The following is a 26,988-nucleotide window of genomic DNA, read 5'->3' as shown; positions in this document are numbered from 1 at the left end:
AGACTGGAGTCGAAGACCCCAGCAAAGCTGCCGGTCTTCTCCCGTAAACTGGCACCGTTGCCCTAGCTAAAAACCAACGCCGTCGATAAATCACGAGGAACTGATGAGCCCCGCAAACGAACCACGCCTGTCCAAGGCAGAGCGCACCGCCCAGGCCCGCGAAAAGGCCCGCGAGATCCGCGAAGCTCAGCTGAAGAAGGACAAGCGCAATAAGTTGCTCATCGGATGGGGCATTGTGGTTGCCGTTGTGGCGATCCTCGCGGTCATTGCCCTCGTGTTCACCCAGAACATTGTGAACAACGCCCCGATCGCCGATCAGGGCCCGACGCCGGCCAACGCCAACGCGCACGGCGGCGTGACGCTGCTGAAGGGCACCGATGTGGCGAAGGTGGCCGCCGGTACCGTCAGCCTGGCGTCCCTGCCGTCCGCCCCGGCCACCCCGCCCGCCACGGTGACCGCTCCCGGCGCCGAGGCTGAAGCCGGCAAGCCGGTCAAGGTTGTGGCGTACATCGACTTCATCTGCCCCATCTGCAAGAACTTCGAGAGCACGTACAGCCAGCAGCTGACCCAGTTGCGGAACGACGGCAAGATCACCCTGGAGTACCGCCCGTTCGGCTTCCTGGACGCCAGCTCCAGCACGAACTACTCCTCCCGCGCCGCCAACGCCGCAGCGTGCGTGGCGAACACGTCGCCGGACAAGTACTCGGCACTCGTGGATCTGCTGTACGCACAGCAGCCCGCCGAGGGCAGCGCAGGCATTTCCGACAACGACCTCAAGAAGTTGGCCACCCAAGCGGGATCGGCCAACATCGACTCCTGCATCGACAACAAGACGTACCGGCCGTTCGTCAAGGTGGTCACGCAGGAGGCCAAGAACATCGGGATCTCCGGCACGCCCACGGTCTTCATCGACGGCCAGCAGTGGGACAACAAGTCGGACTTCATGACCGTCCTGAATGCGGCTATCGCAGCAAAGAAGTAGTTCCCTTGGCCTAGGCCTCCCGTCCGCTGGAATTTCCGTGGGCGGGAGGTCGTGGGCTAACCTTATCTAGCGCTCGCGCGCACCAGCTCCGGCCTGCCGGGGCGCGCCTCCTTAGCTCAGTTGGCCAGAGCACCGCTCTTGTAAAGCGGGGGTCGTCGGTTCGAATCCGACAGGGGGCTCTTAGTTTGGCTTTGACTTGCGCGTTACCAATTTCGCGGTGCGCCCGACCAATAGCCGGTCGCCCCAACCTAGTGGCCAACTCGATCTGCTGATGCGCGCAACGCGTATTCGGCCGGTGTCGGGTCTCTGGATGAGCGCCCGCCCCTCGCCGTCCGCGATGAGCTTGAGGCTGGCTTTGTCGCCTTTGCTGGCGTGGCCGATCGGGCTTACAAATCGGGACAAGATATAGAACGAGCGCCGGTTTCCTGCGGGGTCCTTTCCTTCGAGCCGGATAATGACGCCCTCTCGACCGGCGGTTTTCCGTGTGACGGTGACCTCGACCTGCCGCCACTGGGCTCCAGGGGCGAGCAGTTTCCGGATTCTGCCATAGTCTCCGAGCTCGTTCCTGAGTACGAGGGCGATTGCGGGCGGCAGTATTAGCAGAAATATGGCCATGGCCGACGGATCGGGATGGTTCGCATCGTTGGCGCCGTCGATCCATATGTCTTGGGGATCGGTTGTGTCGACGTCGATAGTTGTCGGGAACCCCGGGCCCGGCAGAGTATGGCAGTTCGCGTTGACTTTGGCGACGCTATGCAGTTGGCGGCCGCCGACTGAGTAGTCCACGTCCAGCTGACACGAGGAAACGCGGCGTGCCGAGGTATCGGTTTGTGCCGTGACAGTCCCGTCGATCTTGGTGTAGCTGGCGAGTGTGTGTTTGATCCCCGCGATGACGGCCCATCCGAGCCAGCCTGAGACCGATGCGATGACGAACACGGCGGCGGCTCGTTTGAGCCAAAGCGTCCTGCGAAGCCAGCTTCCTTTCCATGCCGGAGGCGCGGAGTCTGGCGGGATGGTCGCCGCTATACGGGTTTCCCTGGTGACCTGGACCCAGGGTCCCGTCGCCTCGCTGCCCGTGACCGCCAGCGGATCCTCGGCGGTTTCGCGTGCAGAGTGGCGAGGGGTTCTCTGTGGAAGATCGCCGAGCTCGGACGAGGTCAGGTTGGCCTTTGCCGTGAACCATGTGCGGGACATGGCGCTCGTGTTCCACTCGCCCTCGACCTTGCGCGCCGCATCCGTGCCTGTCAGCGTCCAAGGCATATACCGGCCGGTTCCGAATGCTCCCGCGACCAATAATCCTTCGGCAACCAGCTCTTTGATCGCTTCGAGGGTGAGTTCCCTGGCCCGTCGATGATCCGAAAGAACACCAGTGCTTCGTGCGGCGGCGACTAAGTCGGAAGCGCTGAGCCAGCGGTCAGCGGCCGCTTCCATCATCGACTCCCGGAGAGTGCCCGCCTTCATGCGGGCATCTCGGCAGGAACATCGCCTGGAGCCCGAGCTGAGGTGTGTCCACAGATGTGGGTCATTCCGTTCCCCCGCCGCGAATGGTGCCCCCGTTCTTACGGCAAACTATCGCATAATCTGCGAGGGGCCGACACCGTGATCTGGTCTAATGTTGACCGATCTAGAACTGGTTGGGACCGATCCAGACGAAGGTAGGCACATTGCCGCTTTCGGGTGACCGCCCGTTATCTGCCCAGCTGCGGATCGGAGGTGAGCGCCCGGCCGTCGTCGAGGCGCCCGGCGAGGACTCGAACGAGCTTCGGATCCGCCGCGGCGGTGATCTTGAGGTCGTACCAGCCGCCCTGCGTCGGGATCACCACGGGTTTGGCCTGGCCTGGGTTGAGACCGAGGGCCTGCGACCCGGCGCCATACGCGTCGGTGAGCGTGAGGGCGGCCGGGGCCGTGCCGGTGTTCTCGATCCGGAACTGCGCGTGGCCCGATACGCCGTCGCGGGTGACGGTCGAGCGGATGTCCGCGGCCGCCGTCGTGCCTGCAAAACGGCGGTACCACCCTGCCGGGCCATGCATTTGCACGTCGTACTCGGCGCCAAGCGCCCACGAGGCGTCGAGGGCCGCACCCGAGCCGATCGTGTACGAGTACGGGCCCGCCGGAAGGAGATTCGAGCGGACCTGCACGTGTGCGCCGAGCGCCCCGGCGTTCGACCAGCGGGCGGAGAGCTTGCCGCTCGACATCGAGACCTCGACGTCGAGCGCGTATCCGAGCGGGCGCGACGGGCGCGTGCCCTTCTCCTGGGCCGGCATCGAGTTGACTGCGGGAGGCGTCGGCACGTAGCTCGGGTGCCGGTTGTGGTCCGCGGGCTTGAATGCCGAGGTGTCGGGCAGGGCCGGGGCCGCACCGCCGTTCGCCGTGAAGTCGAACGCGCTCGTGAGGTCACCACACACTGCGCGGCGCCACGGCGAGATGTTGGGGGACTTCACCCCGAAGCGCGACTCGAGGAAGCGCACGATCGACGTATGGTCGAACGTCTCCGAGCACACCCATCCGCCCATGCTCCACGGCGAGACGACCAGCATCGGCACGCGCACGCCGAGACCGTAATGGCCCGGGACGTCGGCGATGCCTGAGAACGTCATCCGGCCGTCGTACCACTCGCCCTCGGTCGAAACCGTGGATGCGCCCGGGATTTGCGAGGTGTTGGGGTGCGGCGGGACGACGTGGTCGAAGAAGCCGTCGTTCTCGTCGTACATGAAGAACACGGCCGTCTTGCTCCAGACATCCGGGTTGGAGGTAAGGATGTTGAGGATGTTCGCCGTGTACCAGGCTCCGAAGTTCGGGGGCCAGTTCGAGTGCTCGGTGTACGCCTCGGGGGCCACGACATAAGAGACCTGCGGGAGCTTCCCGCCCGCGACGTCCTCGCGGAAGATCCGGAACAGGTCGTCGCCGGCCTTCGCGTTCGTGCCGGTCAGCGCCTTCTCGTGGAGCGGGCTGCCGGGCTTCGAGTGCTGGTACTGCGTGAGGTAGAGGAGCGAGTTGTCGCCGTAGTTGCCGATGTAAGGGTCGCCCGTCCAGCCCCAGTAGCCCGCAGCCGTGAGGCCGTCGCCGACGTCCTGGTACACCTTCCAGCTCACGCCGGCCTTCTCAAGCTCCTCGGGGTATGAGCTCCACGAGTAGCCGACCTCGGCGTTCCACAGGTCGGGGCCGCCGGCTTTGTAGTCGTTGCCGTCCCAGCCCGTGAACATGTAGTAGCGATTGGGGTCCGTGGGGCCAAGCAGCGAGCAGTGGTACTGGTCGCAGATGGTGAACGCGTCCGCGAGGGCGAAGTGGAACGGGACGTCGCCGCGCTCGTAGAACGCCATCGTGGCCTCGGACTTGGCGGGGAGCCACTTGTCGTACTTGCCTACGTTGAAGGCCTCGTGGGTGAGCTTCCACGAGTGGTCGAGGTCTTCCATGAACTGCATGCCGAGATTCGGTGCGGCTGGGTGGTACGGGAGGATGTCCCGCGTCCCGTTGTTCTGCGCGAACGCGTCCTTTCCGCTCGGGAGGATGGCCGGATGCGGGTCGCCGAACCCACGCACGCCCTTGAGCGTGCCGAAGTAGTGGTCGAAGGCACGGTTCTCCTGCATGAAGACGATGACGTGCTCGACATCCTTGATCGAGCCGGTGGCACGGTTGGCCGGGATCGTCGCGGCGCGAGCGATGCTCTCGCCGAGCATCTCAGCGATTGCTGCGGTGGCTGCGCTGGCCCCGGATAGTTGAAGAAAACGCCGACGGTTGAGACCTGACATGAGCTGCTCCCAGTGCTTGGCTTAGCTGACGAAAACCCCCGACCGACTCTTCCAGCGCCAGGCAAAAGTTAAGTGCCGGAAAGGCAAATTTTGGGGCAACATGTGGCCGCTGCACCGGAACCGGCGTTCATCCGCTTGGAGTCCCGCCCGGGGAGTGGCTGAGCTTTTCAGTCTTTCGGGCGGTGAGATAAAGGCGGTGGGCAGTGATGACCAGGACCAGCCAGGCGGCACCGAGGGTCCAGGCCGCCAGGACATCCGTGAGCCAGTGGTGGCCCAGGAACACCCGGCTGAGGCCGATGGTCAGGGCGAAGAGGGCCGCGGCGGTCACGGTCCAGGCTCGGGCCCGGCGGGAGCGGCAACGCAGGATGACCAGGTAGGCGATGATTCCAGCGATGACGAACGAGTTCAGCGAATGCCCACTGGGAAACGAGGGGGAATACTCGTAGGGCGGCACGGCGTCGATGAGCGGCGGCCGGGCACGGCCGATGAGCTGCTTGCCAGCGATTGTCATGAGCACGGAGCCGGCAGCCGCAGTGACAATGAGGATCGCAGGGGTCCAGGAGCGGCGCCGGAGGACCAGGACGGAGGTGGCGATCGCGGCCAGGATCGGCATCCCGATTCCTCCGCCTAGATCGGTGTAGGCAGTGGCGGCGGCGTCGAGTGCTGGGCTGCGCAAGGTCATCGCCGCCTCCAGGACCGGGTGGTCCAGGGCGGCCACGCCATCTGCTTCCGTCACTGCCTCGTACACCTCGCCGGTCGCGAAGGCCAGCAGTGATGCCACGACGGCTCCCGCAGCGAGGACCAGGATCAGCGCACCGTACGCGCCGAGACGGGCGCTGAGGCGTTGTGCGCGGGAGGCGAGCCACCTTCCGGCGGGGGTCTTCCACCGGGCCAGGTCAGCGTCGCCGACAAACCGGTCGTCGCTGAGCTCGCTTTTGCCTCCGGCTGAATCTTCGTCCGATGTGCCTTCGGGGTGAACGCCCATTGTCTTCCGCCTCACATCGTGCATGGATTTGATCAGTAAGGTTACCTTCTAGGCTGTTTGAAGTCCGGATCCAGAGGATTGGCCTCGGGCGCCGGGAAGGAGCACGGAGTGGACAATGATGCTGATAGCTGGTTCCTGAGCCGTGTTGAGCGGGGGAATCTGGCCACGGACGTGCACGCGGGCGTTGCCGGGGCTCCGGCATGGTCGGAGGGCAACCTCGTGCGGCCCCTGATTCATGGAGCGAGCTATTTTGCCCGACTGCATGAGGAGTTGACCGCGCTTCAGGCGGGAGACCGGGTGTGGTTCACCGACTGGCGTGGCGACGCCGACGAGCGGCTACTGGCGGACGGACCGACGATCGGGGATCTGCTAGCGGGGTTGGCACGCTCGGGGGTGGAAGTGCGGGGCCTTGTCTGGAGATCCCATGGAGAGCGGGTATCGGCTCCGATGAGCGGCCGATCCAACGAGCTTCTTACCCGCAAGATCAACGACGCCGGCGGAGAAGTGCTTTTGGATCAGCGCGTCCGAATGTTCGGCTCCCACCACCAGAAGTTGTTCGTCATCCGCCGTCGTGACGATCCTTCGCGGGATGTCGCGTTCATTGGCGGGATCGACCTTTCCCACAGCCGACGGGACGACGCCGACCATGGGGGAGACCCGCAAGCGGTAACCATGGATCCCAGATACGGGAAACGGCCTCCGTGGCACGATGCCGCACTCGAGCTGCGTGGCCCCGTGGTTGCGGATGTGCTCGCGGTGTTCGCTGAACGGTGGAACGACCCCCATCCCTTGGACCGCGGTACCCCGTACCGGATACTGCAGCAACGCCTGGCCCGCATGCCCCGGCACCCCGAACCGCTCCCGGCTGCCGCACCGCCGCCACCACCGGCCGGCCCTCATACAGTGCAGCTACTGCGCACCTACGGCGTGAAACGTCCCCCGTTCCCGTTTGCACCCGAAGGCGAACGCAGTGTTGCCCGCGGCTATGCGAAGGCCTTCGCCCGCGCCCGCTCGTTGATCTACATCGAGGACCAGTACTTGTGGTCGACAGAAGTTGCAGCCGGAATCGCCGGGGCCCTCGAGCGGAACCCCGACTTGAACGTGATCGCCGTCGTTCCCCGCTACCCCGACTCCGACGGCCCCCTGGTAGGACCGGCAAATCGGATCGGTCAACTTCGCGCCCTGAGGATGTTGCACCAGGCGGCACCCGACAGGGTCGGAGTGTTCGACCTGGAGAACAGCTCGGGAACTCCGATCTACGTCCATGCCAAGATCTGCATCATCGACGACATGTGGTTCACCTGCGGCTCGGACAATTTCAACCGCCGGTCCTGGACCACCGACAGCGAGCTCACCTGCGCCGTATTCGACGCCACCGCCGGCAACGGAGAGTCGCCCGGCACTGACAGCGGCCACGACATTGGCGCCGGCCACGACGCTCATCGGCCGCTGGCCCGCGGGCTACGGCTCCAACTCTGGGCCGAACACCTGGGTTTGGACCAGGACGATCCCCAACTCCACGACCCGGCGGCGGGGCTCAAGCTGTGGAAAGCCAGCGCCGGCGCCCTCGACCACTGGCATGAAACCGGGCGCCGCTCGCCCCGCCCCACCGGAAACGTGCGGCACCACACCCCGGAACCGGTGTCCTTCCTCCAGGGCCTCTGGGCGGATCCGATCAGCCGCTTCGTCGTGGACCCGGACGGCCGTCCCCGCCGGCTGCGCGGCACTACCCGGTTCTAGGCAAGCTGGGCCGAAGCGGCCCGGCATAACTGATTGCGAACCATCTCTTCCGGCTTGCCCATGGCCCTTCTGTGAATCCTGGCATAGGGTTTGACCCACTACCCGCCGGCTGCCCGACTGGGTTCATCAACACGATGTGGGCGCTCGGGAATGAACTTTGAATTCGGGGATCTGGCCGACGCCGATTCCCGACCGATGAAGACGTGAGGGAGAAACATGACGCTTGCTCGTGCTGGACATCGAATTGCCACCCATCGTCCCTGTATTCCCGGAGCGCTGCCAAGGGTGCCGGCTTGCGGGCGGTGCGGCCCGGGGTTTCCGTTGACCTTCCATGAGTATGTTCCGGCGGTCTATGCGGCCGATGGCAGCGGATTGCGGCCGCCGTCGGCAAGCTACAGCTGTCCACGATGCGGTACAAAGGACAACCATCAGGTTCCCTCGGGCTGGGCACCGCCCGAGTGGCAGTGGTACTCCTAAGCCAGATAGGACAGCGCTGCGACCACGTGGGTTTGGACGCCTACGGACAGGGCCGGATCGATAACGGGCGCGAAGAGTGGAGAGTGGTTGGCCGGTATGTCCCGGGCCACTGTCCCGCGTTCGACGGCGGCCCGGTAGGTTTCGGGGTCCGCGCCGCCTAGGAGCCAGAACGTGTATGGGACCCCGAAGGCGTCCGGAATGCGGCTGAAGTCCTCTGACGCGGTCTGCCTATATGCGGTACGCACTGAGTCTTCCCCGAAGTGGGCGGCGAATGCGGCCCGGACCGTCTCTGTCACGGCCGCGTCGTTGCTGGTGAGGGGAAACTGATCGTAGTACTCGAAATCCGGGTCTTGCGGTGATCCCGCGGCGGAACACTCGCCAAGGACTATCCGCTCAATGGCCGCGAGGACGGACGCGCGGACCTGGGTATCGTAAGTGCGGACGTTGAGCAGGAGGGTGGCGCGGTCGGGGATGATGTTGGACGTCGACCCGGCGTTGAGCGCCCCCGCTGTGACAACCGCGAAGTCGCCCGGTTTCGTCTCCCGCGAGACGATGGACTGAAGCCTGAGCACGATCGAAGAGGCAAGCACCACGGGGTCGACCGACATGTGCGGCATTGAGCCGTGCGCGCCCTTCCCATGCACGGTGATCTTGAGCGAGTCCGCGGCGGAGAGGACGGGGCCCGGCGTGGTGGCTACCATCCCTGCCGGGATCGGCATCACATGTTGCGCGAAGGCGACGTCCGGCCGCGGCACTTTGGCGACGAGTCCGTCGTCGAGCATTGCTTGGGACCCGGCCCCGATCTCCTCGCCGGGCTGGAACAGTGCGATATACGTCCCGGACCAGGCTGTCCGGCCGTCGGCCATGAGTTTGGCCGCGCCGAGCAGCGCAGCCACGTGCAAGTCGTGCCCGCATGCGTGCATGACACCGTCCACGGTCGACGCATAAGACAGCCCCGTCGCCTCGGTGACCGGTAACGCGTCCATGTCCGCGCGGGCAAGCACCGTTGGGCCGTCCCCATTGGCGAGGATGCCGACGACGCCGGTGCCCCCGATGCGCGCTACGGCATAGCCGAACGCCGCGAGTTTCCCCTCGACGACCCTGGAGGTCCCATGCTCCTCGAGGCTCAGCTCGGGGTGTCTGTGCAGGTCCATATATGTGTCCCGGATCCAGGCGAGTTCTCCTTCAAGGCCTGCAAGGACTGCTTCGCAACCGCTCATGGACCCATCGCTCTCAGTAGCAGTTCGGGCGCCTGGGCGAACCCGCGCAACCGGGAAACCCAGCATAGACCCGGAAACCGAACCGGGGGAGTGTACATTCCGAAGCCGCGAGGGGGATTACTTCCACGTCGCGGCTTCGGAAGGGGCGGTACTAGTCAGCGAGGATGTGGTACAGCGCTCGCCGGGCTTCGTCGATCTTTTCCATAGCCGCCGTACGCTGTTCGTCCGTTGCGGCGAAGCGGAATTGATGGATGACTCCCATGAGCTTTGCCACGCTCTGGTGGAACGCGGGTCCTGATCCCTCCGGATCGATGTTCCACGCATTTTCCAGCTCCTCAGCATGCTCCGCTACATATGCCTTCCCGGCATCGGTGAGTGTGAACTCGGTGCGCCGGCCTTCGCCGACGGGCGCAATGAGTTCCTCGTCAACGAGCTGCTGCAGGGTCGGATAGACGGAACCCGGGCTTGGGCGCCACGATCCCGACGTCTTCTCGGCGATTGTCTTGATGAGCCCGTATCCATTGGATGGCGCTTCAGCCAGCAGGGAGAGGATCGCGAAACGAACGTCGCCCTTGTTGGCCCGACGCGGGCCCCCGGGACCAAAGCCGGGACCAAATCCTGGTCCGAAACCCGGTCCGAAACCGCGGCCCGGCCCAAATCCGCGGCCCGGCCCGAATCCGCCGTGTCCGTGGGGACCGCGACGGCTGCGGCCGCGTCCGAAACGTTCCATATCCGGACCGCAATCTGTGTGTTTATTGTCGTGAATGCCTTTCATAACGGCATCGTCCTTTCAGTGTTTTGTGGGTTGCCCTCAGGCTCGCAGTTGTTCTGCGATACTTAACGATATATCGCTGACTGTCGTTAAACAAGAGCTGGATTTTGTTCGAACTTGGTCTGCGACGCAGGCCGGGGATACCCGATCGCTCTGCCGATTGCCCACTCGGAACTTAGGATGGTCGCTAACGAGATTGAGGACAACAGATGAGCGAACAACTGACGACCATCGAGGTCGAAGAATTCCTGCCGCATTCGCCCGCCAAGGTTTGGCGTGCGCTGACGGAACCCAGGCTGATCGCCCGCTGGTTGATGGAAAACGACTTCCAAGCGATCGTCGGGCATCAGTTCCAGATGCGCGGGATTCCCGTTCCGGCAGTTGGCTTCAGCGGTTTGGTGGCCAGCGAAGTCCTTGACGTGGAAACGGAGAAGCTACTGCGTATTTCGTGGCGGGACGCGAACTCCGGAAACAGCCTCAACAGCACCGTGACGTGGTCGATCGCCGCGGAAGACACCGGCACCCGGCTGTCGCTTGTCCACGACGGGTTCAATCCCGACGAGCCGACGCACGTGGCATCGCACCGCATCATGAGTGGCGGATGGCGAAACCATGTGCTTCCGCGGCTCGGCCAGACCCTGGCCGAAGTCGACAGCACTGAATCCGACAGCGCCGAACTCGACAGCTAAGGCAAACAATGCAATTCGTCGTTTTCTACAGCTCGGATCCTTCGGCCCTTCCTGGGCTACAGGCGGTCTACCCGCTGGCGATCCTTTCGTCCTGGAAGGACTGGCCGTGCCCGGCGAGATCCGGGAATGGAACGCAGTAATGTTCAGCCCACAGGATCCCGCCTGACGTTCGGTCAATCCGCGCAACTCACCCGCGCGGGCTCCACGAACGCCGGCACTTTAGGCTCGATTCCCCACGCCACCCGGTGGAGTGCGGTTGCGAGCCAACCCCGGAGCCGAGCCAGCCGCAGGCGCCTTGCCGGGCGTGCCGGAACAACCGGTGCCCCCGGCAAGGCACTGCGGCTGTCATTGTTCACGAGGCCAATGACCGCGCAGGCCATCATCAACGAAAAATCCATAGTCATCTTCTTCTCATCTAAAACGTGGAGCCTTGGACTGTAATCAGTAGCGGCTGGAAAAAACCCGAATACTCAAGGCGGAACCGCCGTCGTTCAGGGTCCTGTTAAAGACGCTAAGCGCTCCGGAAGACGATGTCAGCAGCTGCGCCGCTCCCTGCTTTTCCTAGGATTGACGGTCCTACCCACACCGGGCTCAGTCCGAGATCGACGCCGGCGCCGCCAGTTCGCTTGCGGTGGTGGCCGCCCAGCTCGCGAGCAGTTTCAGGCGTTCGTCGCTCGCCGACCCTGGTTCCGCCGTATAGGCAAACATCGTCCACCCGGGGTTGGCCGGCAGTTCCATTGCCTCGTAGCTGAGTTCGAGATCCCCGACCACCGGGTGGTGCATGCGCTTGATGCCGGTCCGGTGGAAGCGGACGTTGTGGGCGGCCCAGCGTGTGCGGAATTCCTCGCTCCGGGTAGCGAGCTCGCCGACCAGATCACTCAGGCCCTTGTTGTGTGGCTGCCGTCCGGCGTAACTGCGGAGGGTGGCCACAATGTCGTTCGCGCCTTGCTCCCAATCGATGTAGAAGTTGCGCGACTCGGGGTTGAGGAACACGAACCTGGCGTTGTTCACGGGCCGGACGGGATCGGCGAAAAGAGGCGAGAAAAGGGCTCGGCCGAGTGGATTCGCAGTGATGAGATCCATACGCTCGTTCCGCACCCACGTCGGGGCTCCCGTGATCGCGTCCATGAACCGCTGGAGGCTCGGGCGGATCTGCTGCGCGGGTGCGACTGCCCGACGGCGGCGGGCCGGCCCGGGCTGCGCGGCCCGGGCAAGATCGAACAAGTGGGCGGTTTCGGCGTCGTCGAGCTTGAGGGCGTGGGCAATCGATTCGAGCACTTCGTCCGAGACACCTGTGAGGTTGCCGCGTTCCAGCCGCGCGTAGTAGTCCACGCTGACTGAAGCCAAGGTTGCGACTTCTTCCCGCCGTAACCCAGGCACCCGGCGGTTGGCACCCACAATGAGATTCACTTGCTCGGGTGTCACTTTGGCGCGGCGCGAGCGCAGGAACTCACTCACATCGTTTCGACTGTCCATGGATTCAGGCTACTTCCGGCAGGGGAAGTGTGGGAGGTCCTGTCAGTACACCGTTTAAGCGCCGTGGGCGGATACGGCTGGGTGCCGTATCCGCCCACAGTGCTTGGTTGCCTTGGGGGTTAGTGACCGGGGCCGCCGGTTTCGGTTGCGGTGACCTTGAAGCTCGCATCGAGCTTGACGGTGGCGTGGGTGCCGTCCGACTTGGTGATGTGGGCTTCGTAGGCGGCGCTGCCGTCGTCTTCGGTAGTCATGTTCTCCACCGTGGCGCCGGAGTTGGCGGCAAGTACAGCGGCCTTCACCTTTGTTGCGGTGTCACCGGTGAGGTCGGTTTCGTTCCCATGGTTGCCGCCGTTCGTGGCGGGGGCGGATGGGCTGGCGGTCGAGGTGTCAGTAGTTGCGGCGTTAGCGGGCAGGGCCATGGCGGTGAGGGCTCCGCCGCCTGCGACGGCGCCAATCAAGGCGGCGCCTACGGCGATTTTCCGGACTTTGTTCACGATGTTGCTCCTTAGAGGTTCAACTCCGAGGGGTTCGAAGCTGTATCCCATCCTCGAATCCCACGCTTTGGCCCCTGTATACCTATGCTGTGCCTGGACTGTGACATTTTTGTCCGGCTCACAGCATCCGGAAGCGTGGCACCATGCGTACGCCTAGAGGTTGGTCATCCGTTCCGCGGCGTCGTTGTAGCGCCCGCCCTGCACCTGGATCCTGGAGGCGGCGTCCTCGATTTCGCCCAGTTCCGCGGCTGACAATTCGACGGCGGCGGCACCGATGTTTTCCTCCAAGCGGTGCAGCTTGCGCGTTCCGGGGATCGGGACGATCCAGGGCTTCTGTGCCAGGAGCCAGGCCAAGGCGATCTGACCGGGCGTGGCACCGTTGCGTTGTGCGATGTTCGCGAGCAACTCGACGACGGCGGCGTTGTGCTGGAGCGCATCCGGCGCGAACCGGGGGATGGTGCTGCGGATGTCGTTGCCGGCGTCGAAACTGGTGTCCGCGGTAATGGTTCCCGTCAGGAAGCCCTTGCCGAGCGGGCTGTAGGGCACAAAGCCGATGCCCAGTTCCTCGCACGCGGCCAGCACTTCTTCCTCGGGGCGGCGCCACCAGAGGGAGTATTCGCTTTGGACGGCGCTCAGGGGCTGGACGGCATGCGCCCGGCGGATGGTTCCGGCAGACGCTTCGGACATGCCGAAGTGCTTCACCTTGCCGGCCTCGATTAGTTCCTTGACCGCACCTGCCACGTCTTCGATAGGAACGTCGGGATCCACCCGGTGCTGGTAGTAGAGGTCGATTGCGTCGACGCCCAGCCGGCGCAAAGAGCCGTCCACGACCTCCTTGATCACCTCCGGGCGGCTGCTCACGCGCCCGCTCGGCTTGCGTTCTGCGGGATCGATGTCCCACCCGAACTTGGTGGCGATCACCACTTGGCCCTTGTACGGAGCGAGCGCTTCGCCCACGAGCTCCTCGTTGGCGTACGGGCCATAGATTTCGGCAGTGTCGAAGAATGTCACGCCCCGGTCCACGGCGGCACGGATCAGCGAGATCATTTCCTGCCGGTCCGGCTTGTCGCTGTATCCACCTGTCATGCTCATGCAGCCCAGTCCGACGGCGGAGACCTCCAAACCGTGGGTGCCCAGTGTGCGCTTTTCCATCGTTCGTCCTCCTGTGTCGTGAACAAGATCCAGCCTTGCCGTCAACACTAAGGACGCGTCGGTACTGTCAGGGAGTCCCTGTCAGTACCTCTCTCAGCGCGGAGCTCCCGACCGCGGCGGCGGTCCGCCGCCGTCGGGGGCCCAAGTGAGCCGCCGCAGTCGGGGGCTGCTTGTCAGCAGGCCGGCCGGTTCCGGACGTCGCTCGAGACATGCTGCTTGAGCAGCGAGCCACCGGCTTCTGCCTTCAATTCCCGGTTTTCAACCATGACCTGCCCGCGCAGGACCGTCATGCTCGGCCACGCCGCTACCTCGTAGCCGTCCCACGGGGTGTAGTCGGCTTCGTGCAGGTCCTCGGCGTGGATGGCCTTCTTCACTGTGGTGTCCAGGACCGCCAGATCGGCGTCGCTGCCCACCGCGATCACGCCCTTCTGCGGGTACAGGCCGAGGATCTTCGCCGCGTTGGCCGAGCTGATGTCAACAAAGCGGGTCAGGTCAAGACCGCGTTTGGCCACCCCTTCGGTGTACGCGACGGCCATGCGCATTTCGACGCCGGCATGACCGCCCGTGGCGTCAAGAATGGTCTTGCCGCGGGTCTTCACCTCAAGGTCGGTGCATACGCCGTCGGTTGCGAGGGTGCTGAGTGAGCCTTCGAGCAGCGATTCCCACATGGAGTCGCGGTCCGTTTCCGACTTCAAGGAAGGGTAGGTGTGATAAATTGCGCCGTTCTTCTGTTTGTAGTCTTCCGCCGTGAAGTACGCGTAGTGGGGGAGGATCTCGCCGTAGACCGCTTGGCCGCGCCCCCGTGCCTCGCGGATGGCGTCAACGCCTTCGCGGGCGCTGACGTGCATGAGGTAGATGGGCGCACCAACGTGCTCTGCGAGCGTAATGACCCGCTGGAAGGACAGCTTTTCCGAGAGGTTGTTGTGGGCGTGGTGCATGTTCTCCAGCCCGATCCTGCCTTCGCGCTGCAATTGCTTGTAGGCGTACATGACAATGTCGTCGTCCTCGGCGTGCACCGCGAGCATTGCCCCGGCCTGGGCTGTTTGTTGCATGAGCCCCCACATGTTGCCGAGGTCTGTCTTCTGCTTGGGGCGCGTCGGGGTGGTGTTGGTCATCCAGACCTTGTAGCTGCCATGGCCGGCCGCGACGGCGTCGGGGATCTGTTCGAGTACCTCGAATGGAATCTCCGGCTCCTTGAACGTGCCGTGCAAGGCGTAGTCGGTGTAGCTTGACCCGGCCCATTCGGCCGATTTGCGGGCAAAGGACTCCGAGAGCTCATCGCCGGGTTGCCAATGCGCGAAGTCCACCAGGGTGGTGGTGCCGCCATAGATGGCGCCCTCGCTCACCCGGTCGGGGCCAAAACACTTGATTCCGCTTTCGGCCGCCGTCGGGAGGACGGAATTGGTGTGGACATGCGGGTCTACGCCGCCGGGGACAACCAGTTGGCCGCGGAGATCGACCGTACGTGTCGCTTCCTCCGTGGGTCCGAGGCCGGTCTCGCGGAGGGACACAATCTTGCCTCCCGCGATGCCGACGTCCAGGGTTTTGGCGCCGGACGGGGTAACGACCAAGCCGTTGGTGAGAACGAGATCAAGCATCAGGGGGTCGCGCCTTTCAGTGTTGGTGAGGTTCAAGGGAAAACGGTGCGGAGGTGAAGTAGCGGGCGGCAAGGGAGACTTTGACCGAGGCACGGGCGTTGACGAGCTGGGACACGGAAACGTCTGCGGCCGCGCTCATTAGCATCGCTGTCTTCTCGCGGGTCCACTTCCGGTCCGCCTGCAGGAGTTCGAGCATGTCGTCGAGCGCCAGCCGCGCGGCGTCGTCGAGCGTCTCGCCGTCGCCGATCGTGATGACGGAACCCCCGGACAAGACCACCGGCCGTTTGACGGTGACCCCGGGCAAGACGTGGCAGGAGAGGACAACGCTGCCCTCGACCTCGACGGCGGTAAGGGAGCACTCCCCGTCGCCCTGTACCGCATGAAGGTCGCCGGCGTAGAGCAAGGCGTTCGCGCTCTGCACGGGCAGGATGACGGCGGAACCGGCGGTGACGTCCTTGCAGTCCATGTTGCCGCCGTGCGACCCGACGGTGCTGGAGTTGGGATTCCCATCGGCCGGGGCCACGCCGATTTTCCCGATCATGGGCCGGATGGGAATCCGGATGTCGTCGTCGAACCGGACGCTCCCGTCCACAATGTCGACCACCCGGCCGGACCGCCCCAGTCCGCCGGTGAAACCGCCGCGCCCGGGAAGTGTCACCATGGCGCCCCGGTCCGCTATCCGGATCTCGTGGACGTCTATACGGAGCGTGTCCCCGGGATTGGTGCCGCGCACTGCCACCGGCCCGGTCACGGGGATCGACAACTTCTCGTACTCCCCGGTGCTTTCGAACAGGCCGCCTGTCAGTAGGCTCCGGGCGCCAAGGGAGAACTGCTCGCCCTGGCTTACTTCGATCACGGGGGTGGCGTCGCGGTCAAAGGATCCCGACGCCGATTCATGGCTTGCGTGGAGCATGTTCAGCATGCTGCCCCTTTCGTTTGAGTCGGCGGGGTGAAGCTATGCGGTGGGGTAGACGGGCTGTGCCCACTGTTGATCGGCGGCGACCCGTCCGACGACGGCCTGCCGGTACGCGTGCTGCAGCTGGCGGGTGAGTTCACCCGCAGTACCGTCGCCGATGGGCGTGCGGTCCACGGAAGAGACGTGGTTGATTTCGGCGGCGCTGCCGCACACGAAGATTTCGTCGGCCGAGTAGAGTTCCGTGCGGTCGATCGGGCGGATGTCGACCTCGACGCCGAGGACGTTGCGTGCCAGATGCAGGACGCTGTCGCGGGTGATCCCCTCGAGGATGCTGTCCGTTGCCGGGGGAGTGCACAACCGGCCCTGGCGGACCATGAACACGTTGTAGCCGGCACCTTCGGCAACATGGCCGTCCTCGGTCAACAGAAGAGCTGCGTCGTAGCCGTTGCGCCGGGCCTCCAGCATGGCAAGGCGCCCGTTTTGGTAGTTGGCGATCGATTTGACGCGGGGCGGCATGGAGCGGTCGGACAAGCGGGCCCAACTGCTGATCTGCACGTCAAGTCCGCTGGCACCGAAATAGTTGCCCATGGGGATGGCCGCCATGAATACGGAGACAGGGCCGGTGTCCTCCGGCTTGCCGTCGCTCGAGTCGACGAATACTTGTGCGCGCATGTGGAGGTTCCCGCGTAGCTCGTTCGCCCGCACCAGGCCGAGCAATTGTTCACTCAAGACGCCGATGTCGCGCGGCCCGTCGATTTCCACCACCCGCATCGAGTCAATCAAGCGGCGCATGTGGTCGGCCACCCGGAAGGCGTAGAGCTGCTGGTCCTCATCGCTCCAGTAGGCGCGGAACCCTTCGAAGACGCCGACGCCGTACTTCAACGTGGTGCTCAGGACATGGAGCTTGGCATCCGCGTATTCCACCAGTTCACCGTCACGGAGCAGGTAGCGAACGCTGGGCTCGAATGCGGGCTCTTTGGTGTCGGTCACAGTTGCCGATTTACTCAGATTGGTCATTGTTGTCTCCAAATCGTCTTCGGAAAACAGATCAGGGCTCGGCTTCACACCAAGGTTGACATCCGTCTTCATCTTACTGTTGGTGTTGTCACCATAATGAAGACGCTTGATGGTCCTGTCAACAGTGACCATTGACACACAATCATAGACTTCAATAAAGTGATGAAACTTCGATATGCAAATTCTCGGCAGGATGTCGAGTGGCTGGAGCCCCGCATGCGCCAGTCAAAAGAAGGCTTTCACCTACACCCGTCAACCGGATCGAGTGCCAATTGAGTGAAACTACGACAGCCGAGTCCCGGACTCCAGTGAGGTCCCTGGGCGGACGTGCGTCGGGCTGGGCCAAGCAAGGCAGGGCCTGGGCGTACAAGCGATCAGGGGCGGTCCTTGCCGTCGTCGCCGCCGCCTTCATTGTGGGACTCCCGCTCGCGGCGATTTTTCTCCACCTTCCCCAAAACCCCCTCCAGCCGGACGTGGAATCCATGGCCCTGGCCCCCAACTCCGTTCATTGGTTCGGCACGGACGGCAACGGCATGGATGTGTTCTCCCGGACGATTGAATCGGCGAGGCTCGACCTTCCCATATCCCTCGCGGCGACGGCCATTGCCCTTGTCATCGGCGTTCCCTTGGGCCTCTTCGCTACCACCGGCGTGGCCGGCGAGGCGATCATGCGCGTAGTCGATGCCTTCGCCGCCCTCCCCATCATCGTGATAGCCGTGGTGTCCATCCAGCTCATGGGCGGCGGTGCCACCGATGTCATCCTCGCCATCGCCCTGGTTGCGGCTCCGCGCTTCGTACGCTTGTCCCGTGCGGCGGCGATTTCGCTCCGCTCGTCACGGTACGTCGAGGCGGCGGTGGCCATCGGATGCTCGCCCATCCGCGTGGCCTTCAACCACATCTTCAGGAACGCCTACGGTGTGATCCTCGTGCAGGCCACGCTGACCACTGCCGGCGCCCTGAGCACGATTGCCGCCTTGAACTTCCTCGGCGTCGGGGTCAAACCGCCCCAGCCAAGCTGGGGCGCGATGATCGACGACGGCGTGAGCATGCTCATCCGGGGCCAATGGTGGGCCGTGGCTTTTCCGGCGCTCGCCCTCCTCCTGGTCATCGGTTCTCTCAACATCATCGCCGGTGCCATTGAGGACAAGATGGAACGAGTGGAGCACACCCGATGAACAAGACCCTCCAAGTCCGGGAACTCGAAACCGAGTTCCACACTCCCCGGGGTGTGGTCCGGGCGCTGCATGGCGTCTCCTTTGAGGTGCAGGACAACGAGATTGTCGGGATCGTCGGTGAGTCCGGCTCGGGCAAATCGACCGTGGTCCGCTCCATCACGAAGCTGTTGATGCCGCCGGGCAAGGTGTCTGCCGGCAACGTCAACTTCGCCGGACGCAACCTCCTAGACCTGCCCGAGCGGGAAATGCGCCAAATCAGGGGCAAGGAGATCGGATTCATCGCCCAGAATCCGTTCAGCGCCTTGAACCCGGTGACCCGCATCGAAAAGCAGTTCGCCAATATCGCCAAGGCGCACGGAGTGAAGGTTGATGCCTCCGAGCGCAGCCGTGCACTACAGCTCTTGGAGTCGACGGGAGTCCGCGATCCGGAACGCGTGATGCGCGGTTACGCGCACGAACTCAGCGGCGGCATGGCCCAGCGCGTCGTCATCGCCATGGCGCTTTACCTCAACCCTCAGCTGGTGATCGCCGATGAGCCGACGACGGCGCTGGACCTCACCGTCCAGCGCCAGGTCCTGGACACCCTTCGCCGGCTGACGGTCGAGAGCGGCCGTTCGATGCTGATCGTGACCCATGACCTCGGGGTGGTGGCCTCCTACTGCAACCGCGTCCTTGTCATGTATCGCGGAAATATCGTGGAACAAGGACTCGTTGAGGACGTTTTTGTCCGTCCGCGGCATCCTTACACGATCTCCCTGCTCAACTCGGTGGTGCGTCCCGAAGATGAGACGCAATTCGTTCCAGGGGACGCCGAAGCTCCGGATACCGCGGAGCCGGAAGCGCCTAACCCCTCCACGGTCCAATTGTCCGAAGCCCGGAGGTCTTGAGAATGCCGCTCCTTGAACTCGTGGATGTCACGAAGATCTTCCGTACTCCCCATGGGGAAGCACGCGCCGTAGATGGAATCACGCTGTCCGTGGAAGCCGGCGAGACGCTCGGCGTCATCGGCGAAAGCGGTTCTGGCAAGTCGACCCTGGGCCGCTTGATCCTGAGGCTCGCCGAGCCGGATTCCGGATCCGTCGTTATCGAGGGGCAGGACGTGTTGGCCCTTGGCCGTGGCGAACTCCGCCGGAAGCGCCGCCATTGGCAGATCGTCTTCCAGGAACCCTTCGCGTCATTGAACCCGCGCCTGACGATCCGGCAGATCGTCGAGGAGCCGCTCATCGTCGCCCGGATGGGCGACCGTGCCGAGCGGCGGCTGCGCGTCCTGGCAACCTTGGAAGAGGTGGGCCTCTCGGCCGATTTCATGGACCGGCGCCCGGCGAACCTCAGCGGGGGACAGCAGCAGCGCGTGGGCATCGCACGCGCCCTGGTCACGAATCCCAGCCTGGTGGTCCTGGATGAGCCAACGTCCTCGTTGGACCTGACTATCCGCGCCTCTATCCTGCGCACCCTCGCGCGCCTCAGGGCTTCGCGCGGCCTCACGTACGTCTTCATTTCCCACGACATCGAAACGGTCCGGCACTTCTGTTCCACGGTGGCTGTCATGCACCGCGGAAAAATCGTCGAAACTGGTCCCACCCGAGATGTCTTGATGGCTCCGCAGCACCCTTATACCCAATCGCTGATTTCCGCTGCGTTGCCGGTAGTTCCCTATTCCGCCGTCGTTGGCTCTACGAATTCCCGGGGGCAGATTTCATGATCCGCTACATCATCTCAAGGCTCCTTGTTGCTGCCTTATTGCTGTGTGGCCTCATCACCCTCAGCTTTGGCCTCGTGTCCCTTCTTCCCGGCGACCCCGCGGTGGCCCTTCTGGGTGAATACGCAACCCCGGCAGACGTCGCCCGTATCCACGCGGAACTTGGCCTGGACCTGCCTTTCTGGGAACGCTACCTCGGGTACATGTCCAGGACCCTGAGCGGGGACCTTGGCCATTCCCTCTTCACGGGCAGTTCGGTGTCCAGCGAAATCCTGACCCGGCTCCCGAATACCTTGATCTATATGGTGCCGGGGCTCGCCTTGGCCCTCATCATCGGCATGGCGAGTGGAACTTTCGCGGCTTATCGCTACCGGCGTTTTGCCGATAAAGCCTTCACGTTCTGGATATCCATCCTCATGGCCATGCCGGAATTCGTGCTGGCCCTCGTGTTGCTGTTTGTCTTCTATCAACAACTGCGCATCGCGCCCGCACCGATCGGCATGCTCTCCAGTGCGCAGATCACTCCGCCGCGCGTCACGGGATCAATTCCCCTCGACGCCATAGTTGCCGGCCAATGGGGTACGTTTTCGTCAATCCTCGGCCGCGCTGTCCTTCCTATCGTGACGATGGGTTTGTTCTTTGCTGCCCCGTTTGGAAAGACGGTGCGCTCGGGACTCTTGCAGGTGCTCCAATCACCACAAATCGAGTTCGCGAGGGCCTGCGGACTGCGTCCCACCCAGGTCTTCCGATATGCCCTCAGTGACATCCGCGGGTCACTCATGACCTACTTGGTACTTCTCTTTGCCGCGTCCCTCAGCGGAGCGGCCATTGTGGAAAGTGTCTTTTCCTGGCCAGGAGTGGGTGGTTGGTCGCTCGACGGCGTACTCAAAGGCGATGTGCCCGTCATTCAAGGTTTTGTCCTCATCATGGGAACCACAAGCTTGCTCGGCTACGTCGTTCTCGACGCCTTGATCACCCTTCTGGACCCCCGTACGCGCAGCAAAGCCGTGGCAGGACGCCGTCAGAAGCGCCTGCGCGCAAACCCGGCAACCATCTCCTAAGAAGCCCTCAGCCGCCTCCGAGAAGTCTTGACAGACGTCTCCCGACTTCAATAGATTGAAGACATGTTCACTAAAGTTCATGAAGATAAAGTTATTGCCCTCGGTGGAACCATTCCGCTCGATGGCCGCGTGAGCTGGGTACCGGCCGGGGCAACCGGCTTCCAGCCGTCGAATTGCTATCTCCTCAGCGAAGGGTCCGGCCGACTGTTGGTCGACACCGGGCTCGCAGTCCACAGCCAGGAAATCCTCGATGACCTGGTTGAACTGCTCGACGACGACGGCCGGCTCTCCATGTTCTTCACGCGGAGCGAGATGGACTGCGTTTCGAACCTGGAACCCATTGCCGGGAAGTTCGACATCGAACGCCTCTTCACCGGCGGCGCCATCAACCCCTTCGATGCCTTCGATGACCTCAGCCGGCTTGCGCTCCGAGGACGCCGGCAGCAGATCGACCAGAAGGGAGAGGGCGGAGATTCCATGGCCCGCACCCCAGAGATCGAGGTGGCGCCGGGCCGTCACTTGACCATCGAGTCGCCGCTCCTGCGGCTCCTCCCGACCTTCTGGGGCTGGGACGCGAATACCGGAACCATCTTCACCTCCGACACCTTCACCCACGGCACCATGACGAGCCCGGACGGTTCCCGCATCATCGACTCGATCGCCCAGGACACCACCACGGCCAAGCAGGTCGCCGAGCACCTCTACGCGAAATACGAGTGGATCCCGCGGGCCACGTGCGAGCCGCTCCGGGAATGGCTCTCGGACAAGTTCGAGACCCTGGCCCCAGAGACCATCGCCCCTTCCCGCGGTTGCGTGATCCGCGGGCGCGAGCTCGTCCGCCGGCACCTTGATTTCATGCTCGCCGCGCTGACACCGGAAAAGGCATAGGAGAATCCCGATGGAAGAACTAGTAGAAACCATGAGCCGCGACCTTCCGCGCGAGGTAGCCGACGGCGTCACCTGGATGAGTTCGTGCCTGCCGTTCCACCTCCAGGACCGCGTTATCCACGGGCACACCTCCACGTACCTGGCACAAGGGACCGAGTCGTCCATCCTCATTGATACGGGCAACCCCTCCAGCTGGAACATCATTTCGGAAACCCTTGACGGATTGCTCGGGGACAAACCGCTGAGCTACGTCTTCCCGACGCATCCGGAGCTTCCGCACACGGGAAACCTTCCGCGCCTCGTGGAGAAGTACCCCGATATCAAGGTTGTCGGCGACATCCGGGACTACCACCTCTTCTACCCGCAGATCGTGCCCAACCTGCACGCCCGGGTTCCCGGGGACAAAGTGGATCTCGGCGGCGGGTATGAATTCGTGATCGTCGAGGCCATGATCAGGGACCTGCCAAATACCCAATGGGGCTTCGTACCGAAGTCGGGCGTGCTTTTCACGGCCGACGGTTTTTGCTACATGCACCGCCCGGAACTCGATGATGAGGATCCGGTGCACCTCCCCGGCGAATGTGGCCTGACAACAGATGAACTCTCGGCACCCATCGCGGTCGAGAACGCAGCCTTCTTTACCGGCAGCGCGTTGTACTGGGCCAGATTCGCCAACGACGCCGACCAGGTTTACGACCGGGTCGGCAAGCTGATGGATGACCTTGGGGTCAAGATCGTAGCGCCCACCCACGGCAACGTGATCACCAATATTCCGGAGGTGGCGCCCATCATCCGGGCCGGCCACAAGCACGCCTACCGTTACTAATCCACTGCCCCCATCAGCAGCGCACTACTCGTAACACGTCCTTTCCCTCTGTACAGAAATTGGAACCAGGCTTATGAAGAATTCGCGTTTATTGCTCGGCTGGGTCGCAGCAGCGGCAGCTGTGTCGCTCACCGGATGCGGGGGAGCCACTCCCACCGCGGCGGTGGCCAAGCCGGAGTCGGTCGTCATTGCGGTCGGCGCCCTCCCGGACAGCCTCACCCCCGCCCCGTGGGGCGGCAGTGCATCACACGTTGTGCTCAGCGGACTCGGTTCCCAGTTGCTGGAGTACAAGACCGGCGCAACTGATGACCAATCATGCTCGACGCCGTCTACTGCGGTGACCGGCCGGCTCGCCGAAAGTGCGGTTGCCGCCCCGGACGGCAAGGGGGTCATCGTCAAGCTGCGGAAGCTGACGAGCCAGTTTGGAAACACCCTCTCGGCCGAGGACGTGAAATGGAGCCTCGCGATCGGGATGGTGCGGCAGCCCGTCATGAAGGGGACGCTCAAGAGCAGCGGATTCAATGTGGACAACCTCGTCACGGTGATCGATGACCGCACTGTTGAACTCAACACCCTCGGCATGACGTCATACACGCTCGAGTCACTGCAGAACAATCTCTTCTACATCCACGACAGCAAGGAAGCGAAACTTCACGTCACGCCGGATGACCCCACGGCCAACAAGTGGCTCTCGAAGAACCTGGCCGATTACAGCGGGTGGAAGCTCGAGGAGTTTACTCCCGGGACGTCCCTGACGGTGACCGCGGACCCGAACTGGGGAGGCGATCGAGGCTCGGTAAAGCGGGTTGTGGTCAAGGCCGTTCCCGACACCGCGACCCGGACCCAATTGGTGAAGACCGGCGAGGCCCAGATTGCCAACGGCTTCGAATATGACCAATACAGCTCCATGACCGGTGTCAGTGGGGTAAGTGTCCTCAAGTGCACCAGCCAGACACGCGACACCATGATGTTCAACACGAAGACCGGTCCGCTGGCAGACGAGAAGGTTCGCCAGGCAGTCTCCATGGCGATCGACCGGGCCGCCCTGGCCAAGGGTGCCTACGCCGGCCTCGCGGACCCGGCGGGCTCGATCTTTCCCGCGGTGAAGGATTCGCCCACCTACAAATATGACCCCGACGGGGCCAAGAAGCTGCTGGCACAGACCCAGTACGCGAACGGATTCCCCCTGACACTCAGCTACAGCGTGAGCCGCCCGGGTCCCGTCGCGAAGAGTTCAGCCGTCCTCATCCAATCCATGCTGGCGAAGGTGGGCATCACGGTGCAGCTGTTGAACGTTGCGAGCCCGACCGACTTCTCCTCGGCGCTCATCGACGGACGCTTCCAGGCCGTCCTGTACTCCGAGCCGATCGTCATCGCAGACCCCGCGTTCTACACCTACGCGTTCTACTCCACGGGAGCTCCGAGCAACAGCACCGGATGGTCCAATCCTGAATTCGATGCCGCCCGGACCCAGCTGGCCGCCACCCCGAGCACGAACACGGACCAGCGGACGGCCCTGCTCAAGAAGATGGCCGGACTGGTGGACCAGGGCGCCCCGATCCTCTCCCTGGTGGAGGTCCGGAACCTGATCGTCAAGCAAGACACCTTGACGGGTGCGGTACCGCTCACCAACGACCAGGTCTATTTCGCCGGTCTGGGCAAGTAGCAAATCCCAAGAAGCACATGGTTCTGGCCGGCGGGGCGACCGCCGGCCAGGACTCACCCGACCCCATATCCGCTGTGACCCCGGATCCGCTTGAAGGAAGAAACCATGATTGAAATCTGCGGCAAACCCGTCCGCGACACCCTCGAGGAACTGCTCGATCCCGCCACTACTGCACTGGTTGTCATCGACATGCAGGTGGGAGCTGTTTCGCACGGTGGCGCAATAGGGGATTCCGGACATGACATGAGCATGATGCCGTCCGTTGTCGAAAAATGCGGGCGGGCCATCACCGCGGCCCGTGCCAATGGGGTGCCGGTTTTCCACATACGCGTCGAGAACCTTCCCGACGGCGCAAGCTCGCCGGCGGCCTGGCTGCGTGCCCTCTATACCGCAGCGAACGGCCGCCCCATTGACCTCGGCAAGCTCAGTGCCAAAGGCGACCCCGCGACCGAATTCTGCGAACCCTGCACGCCCGAAGACGGGGAAGTCGTGATCACCAAGCGACGCCCCAGCGCATTCATCGCCACCGAACTCGCCCTGCTGTTGCGCAGCCAGGGGATTGAGTCGGTAGCGCTCGTGGGCGTTTCCACCGGTGGCTGCGTCGAAGCGACCCTGCGCGACGCCGTGCACAACGACTTCTATGCCGTGCTGCTCGAGGATGCGGTGGGAGCCTACGACACGGTGGTGCACGACGCCGCGTTGACCGTCATGCGGGCCCGGCACGACGTCTGCACCCTCGACGAAGCCATTGCTGTCTGGGAGACAGCCAGCGCCTCCTGAACCATCCGGATCCAAGGGAAGGAGTGAAAATGGGCGGTTTGCTGAGCGGCCGGATCTACCGGCTCGGCGGGGACATCGAACTGGATGAGCGCGTGAGCTGGTGCCCGCCTGGCGTACAGCGTGCGCAAGCGGTGAACTGCTACTTGATCAAGGGGCCGTCCGGTTCAGTGCTGGTGGACACCGGGATTCGCCTTCACCAGGAAGGCATCATCGAACAGCTCGACCGGCTGCTGTCACCCGGAGAGCCACTATCCATTGTCCTCACCAGGACAGAAATGGAATGCTGCCTCAACATCCCGGCCATCGAGGAACACTTTGCGGTTGGCGCGGTCTGGTACACGGGCGGAATCACCGTGCCCCGTTCGAAGGCCGAATCCAAGCGGATTGCCGTGGATCCGGGGACGTCGATGCGCGTAGAAGTGCAGGACGGCGTCGTCGTCGAACTCGTGTCGCCGCTCCTCCGGCTCCTGCCGACCCTCTGGGTGTTCGATCCGGAATCGGGCGCGCTGCTGACCTCGGATGCGTTCACGCACGGCGGGAGTGCGAAGCCGGAGACCCGCGAGGGGCTCCGGAAATTCCGCTGGTTCACAGGGGCAGATACCGGGCCGATCGCCAGGAACGTTGCCGACATCTTCCGGGACCGCGATGTCCGCGCCGTCGGGCCCGGCTACGGGACACCCTTTGTGGGCAGGGACCTGTGCCTTGAGCAGGCACAGCAGCTGGCGCGGGCAATCGAGGAAGTGGGGATCCAGAGAGTGAGAGTCCAGTGAAGCACGATGCAGTCGAACTCCGATGGCTTGCCGACGGAACCTATTGGCTGGGTGGCTGCCTGTCGGCCAACGCCCAGGGGCAGGAAGTCCACTATCACGTCTCCTCCTACCTGGTGGTGGGCTCCAAAGCGACGCTCTTGGTGGACACGGGGGATCCGGCTCACCGCGCCCTCCTTCTCGCCCAGCTTGAATTGGTTCTCGGTGAACGTCCCCTGGATTATGTGTTCCCGACCCATCCCGAGATCCCGCACGCCGGCAACCTGCCTGCCCTGCTGGACAAGTATCCCGGGGCGCTCGTAGTGGGGGATGTCCGTGACTACCACCTGCATTTCCCCGAATACCGCTCCAGGTTCCGGACACAGGCGGCCGGAAGCCGGATCGATCTTGGCAATCGGGAGTTCCGCTTCCTTCCGGCCTTCATCCGGGACCTGGAGAACACTCTCTGGGGCCACGACGACGGCGCCCGGATGATGTTCGTTTCGGACGGCTTCTCCTTTATCCACGATGTCCCCGCAGCGCGCGGAGACGGGGAAGCAGAGGACGACGACGAACCGGTCCACCTTCCCGGCCAATGCCGCCTGTTGTCGGGCGAGATGCCGGAACCTCCCACCGTGGACCAAGCGGCGTATGGCACCGGGAGGGCGCTCTACTGGACGAAGTTCGTGGACGTCAGTGATGCCTTCGAGGCGATCGAAGCGGTACTGGACACGCTTCCCACGAAACTGATCGGGCCGGCCCACGGCAACGTGATCGACGATGTCGACGGAATGCTCAGGACGTCATTGGCCGCGCACAGAAGGGTCTATGCGGAAGGCCGCTGATTGCATAGTGAAGTTCAGTTCAATATAATGAATTC

Annotated in this window: 25 protein-coding genes and 1 tRNA gene; 14 read left to right on the top strand and 12 right to left on the bottom strand. The window is 63.7% G+C overall.

Translation table 11 applies throughout. The annotated features are described in order from the left end of the window. The first annotated feature begins 103 nt into the window (after positions 1–103). Both AC3WJM_RS00945 and AC3WJM_RS00940 read left to right on the top strand, forming a co-directional pair. Complete coding sequence (locus tag AC3WJM_RS00945; RefSeq protein WP_492271014.1) at positions 104–982, top strand: DsbA family protein; 879 nt, start codon at positions 104–106, stop codon at positions 980–982. A 105-nt stretch (positions 983–1,087) separates the two neighbouring features. Beyond that, positions 1,088–1,161: transfer RNA gene (locus tag AC3WJM_RS00940), tRNA-Thr, on the top strand. A 1-nt stretch (position 1,162) separates the two neighbouring features. Here the strand turns inward: AC3WJM_RS00940 and AC3WJM_RS00935 are convergent. The 3 genes from AC3WJM_RS00935 to AC3WJM_RS00925 form a co-directional block, all read right to left on the bottom strand. After that, positions 1,163–2,443: a hypothetical protein gene (locus tag AC3WJM_RS00935; RefSeq protein ID WP_492271013.1), complete on the bottom strand. Its 1,281-nt coding sequence runs from the start codon at positions 2,441–2,443 to the stop codon at positions 1,163–1,165. Positions 2,444–2,670: 227 nt separating this feature from the next. Further along, positions 2,671–4,731 (bottom strand): phosphocholine-specific phospholipase C, encoded by a 2,061-nt coding sequence (locus tag AC3WJM_RS00930; RefSeq protein ID WP_492271012.1) that lies wholly within the window; start codon positions 4,729–4,731, stop codon positions 2,671–2,673. Between the two features lie 127 nt (positions 4,732–4,858). Further along, entirely contained in the window at positions 4,859–5,716 is an 858-nt protein-coding gene (locus AC3WJM_RS00925; protein WP_492271011.1) for a phosphatase PAP2 family protein, read from the bottom strand. A gap of 108 nt (positions 5,717–5,824) precedes the next feature. Between AC3WJM_RS00925 and AC3WJM_RS00920 the strand changes: the two genes are divergently transcribed. After that, a complete protein-coding gene (locus tag AC3WJM_RS00920; protein ID WP_492271010.1) occupies positions 5,825–7,456 on the top strand; it encodes a phospholipase D family protein in 1,632 nt (543 codons plus the stop codon). A 473-nt stretch (positions 7,457–7,929) separates the two neighbouring features. Here AC3WJM_RS00920 and AC3WJM_RS00915 read toward each other — a convergent pair whose 3' ends face one another. Continuing rightward, the gene (locus tag AC3WJM_RS00915) at positions 7,930–9,153 is read right to left on the bottom strand and encodes an amidohydrolase (RefSeq protein WP_492271009.1); all 1,224 of its coding nucleotides are present in this window, start codon (positions 9,151–9,153) and stop codon (positions 7,930–7,932) included. Positions 9,154–9,304: 151 nt separating this feature from the next. Then, on the bottom strand, positions 9,305–9,928 hold the full coding sequence (locus AC3WJM_RS00910; protein ID WP_284989426.1) for a PadR family transcriptional regulator: 624 nt from the start codon (positions 9,926–9,928) through the stop codon (positions 9,305–9,307). Positions 9,929–10,134: 206 nt separating this feature from the next. Here AC3WJM_RS00910 and AC3WJM_RS00905 point away from each other — a divergent pair, with 206 nt between their 5' ends. Continuing rightward, positions 10,135–10,614 carry an SRPBCC family protein gene (locus AC3WJM_RS00905; RefSeq protein WP_492271008.1) on the top strand — a complete coding sequence of 160 codons (480 nt, stop codon included), beginning with the start codon at positions 10,135–10,137 and terminating at the stop codon, positions 10,612–10,614. A 173-nt stretch (positions 10,615–10,787) separates the two neighbouring features. On the opposite strand, the gene AC3WJM_RS00900 is transcribed toward AC3WJM_RS00905, so the two are convergent. The 7 genes from AC3WJM_RS00900 to AC3WJM_RS00870 form a co-directional block, all read right to left on the bottom strand. Continuing rightward, positions 10,788–11,012 (bottom strand): hypothetical protein, encoded by a 225-nt coding sequence (locus AC3WJM_RS00900; protein WP_492271007.1) that lies wholly within the window; start codon positions 11,010–11,012, stop codon positions 10,788–10,790. 193 nt (positions 11,013–11,205) lie between these two features. Then, positions 11,206–12,090, bottom strand: coding sequence for a helix-turn-helix transcriptional regulator (locus tag AC3WJM_RS00895; protein WP_492271006.1), 885 nt, complete (start codon positions 12,088–12,090; stop codon positions 11,206–11,208). Between the two features lie 119 nt (positions 12,091–12,209). Then, positions 12,210–12,584 (bottom strand): hypothetical protein, encoded by a 375-nt coding sequence (locus AC3WJM_RS00890; RefSeq protein ID WP_492259627.1) that lies wholly within the window; start codon positions 12,582–12,584, stop codon positions 12,210–12,212. A 153-nt stretch (positions 12,585–12,737) separates the two neighbouring features. Further along, entirely contained in the window at positions 12,738–13,736 is a 999-nt protein-coding gene (locus AC3WJM_RS00885; RefSeq protein ID WP_492271005.1) for an aldo/keto reductase, read from the bottom strand. Between the two features lie 173 nt (positions 13,737–13,909). Next, positions 13,910–15,334: a dihydroorotase gene (locus AC3WJM_RS00880; protein ID WP_492271004.1), complete on the bottom strand. Its 1,425-nt coding sequence runs from the start codon at positions 15,332–15,334 to the stop codon at positions 13,910–13,912. Positions 15,335–15,350: 16 nt separating this feature from the next. After that, the gene (locus AC3WJM_RS00875) at positions 15,351–16,256 is read right to left on the bottom strand and encodes an acetamidase/formamidase family protein (RefSeq protein ID WP_492271003.1); all 906 of its coding nucleotides are present in this window, start codon (positions 16,254–16,256) and stop codon (positions 15,351–15,353) included. 33 nt (positions 16,257–16,289) lie between these two features. Then, positions 16,290–17,267 (bottom strand): branched-chain amino acid transaminase, encoded by a 978-nt coding sequence (locus tag AC3WJM_RS00870; protein ID WP_307052695.1) that lies wholly within the window; start codon positions 17,265–17,267, stop codon positions 16,290–16,292. A gap of 272 nt (positions 17,268–17,539) precedes the next feature. Between AC3WJM_RS00870 and AC3WJM_RS00865 the strand changes: the two genes are divergently transcribed. From AC3WJM_RS00865 to AC3WJM_RS00820, 10 genes are all read left to right on the top strand, one after another. Next, complete coding sequence (locus AC3WJM_RS00865) at positions 17,540–18,442, top strand: ABC transporter permease (protein WP_148667466.1); 903 nt, start codon at positions 17,540–17,542, stop codon at positions 18,440–18,442. Beyond that, complete coding sequence (locus AC3WJM_RS00860) at positions 18,439–19,329, top strand: ABC transporter ATP-binding protein (protein WP_284989434.1); 891 nt, start codon at positions 18,439–18,441, stop codon at positions 19,327–19,329. Before AC3WJM_RS00865 ends, AC3WJM_RS00860 begins: the two co-directional genes overlap by 4 nt. A gap of 2 nt (positions 19,330–19,331) precedes the next feature. Continuing rightward, positions 19,332–20,144 carry an ATP-binding cassette domain-containing protein gene (locus AC3WJM_RS00855; RefSeq protein ID WP_284989435.1) on the top strand — a complete coding sequence of 271 codons (813 nt, stop codon included), beginning with the start codon at positions 19,332–19,334 and terminating at the stop codon, positions 20,142–20,144. Further along, positions 20,141–21,202, top strand: coding sequence for an ABC transporter permease (locus AC3WJM_RS00850; RefSeq protein ID WP_059388288.1), 1,062 nt, complete (start codon positions 20,141–20,143; stop codon positions 21,200–21,202). Before AC3WJM_RS00855 ends, AC3WJM_RS00850 begins: the two co-directional genes overlap by 4 nt. Positions 21,203–21,265: 63 nt before the next feature. After that, complete coding sequence (locus AC3WJM_RS00845) at positions 21,266–22,090, top strand: MBL fold metallo-hydrolase (protein ID WP_059388287.1); 825 nt, start codon at positions 21,266–21,268, stop codon at positions 22,088–22,090. Between the two features lie 10 nt (positions 22,091–22,100). Continuing rightward, positions 22,101–22,916, top strand: coding sequence for an MBL fold metallo-hydrolase (locus tag AC3WJM_RS00840; protein ID WP_269994770.1), 816 nt, complete (start codon positions 22,101–22,103; stop codon positions 22,914–22,916). Positions 22,917–22,989: 73 nt separating this feature from the next. Beyond that, complete coding sequence (locus AC3WJM_RS00835) at positions 22,990–24,582, top strand: ABC transporter substrate-binding protein (RefSeq protein WP_284989437.1); 1,593 nt, start codon at positions 22,990–22,992, stop codon at positions 24,580–24,582. A gap of 105 nt (positions 24,583–24,687) precedes the next feature. After that, on the top strand, positions 24,688–25,362 hold the full coding sequence (locus AC3WJM_RS00830) for a cysteine hydrolase family protein (RefSeq protein ID WP_059388284.1): 675 nt from the start codon (positions 24,688–24,690) through the stop codon (positions 25,360–25,362). Positions 25,363–25,391: 29 nt separating this feature from the next. Continuing rightward, positions 25,392–26,132, top strand: a complete 741-nt coding sequence (locus AC3WJM_RS00825) for an MBL fold metallo-hydrolase (RefSeq protein WP_307052701.1) — start codon at positions 25,392–25,394, stop codon at positions 26,130–26,132. After that, positions 26,129–26,953, top strand: coding sequence for an MBL fold metallo-hydrolase (locus AC3WJM_RS00820; RefSeq protein ID WP_059388282.1), 825 nt, complete (start codon positions 26,129–26,131; stop codon positions 26,951–26,953). Before AC3WJM_RS00825 ends, AC3WJM_RS00820 begins: the two co-directional genes overlap by 4 nt. Positions 26,954–26,988 lie beyond the last annotated feature (35 nt).

The organism is Arthrobacter sp. FW306-1B-G06A (genome assembly GCF_058781765.1).
Note: the sequence above shows the minus strand (reverse complement) of the source record. Positions and strands in the feature narration are given on the sequence as shown.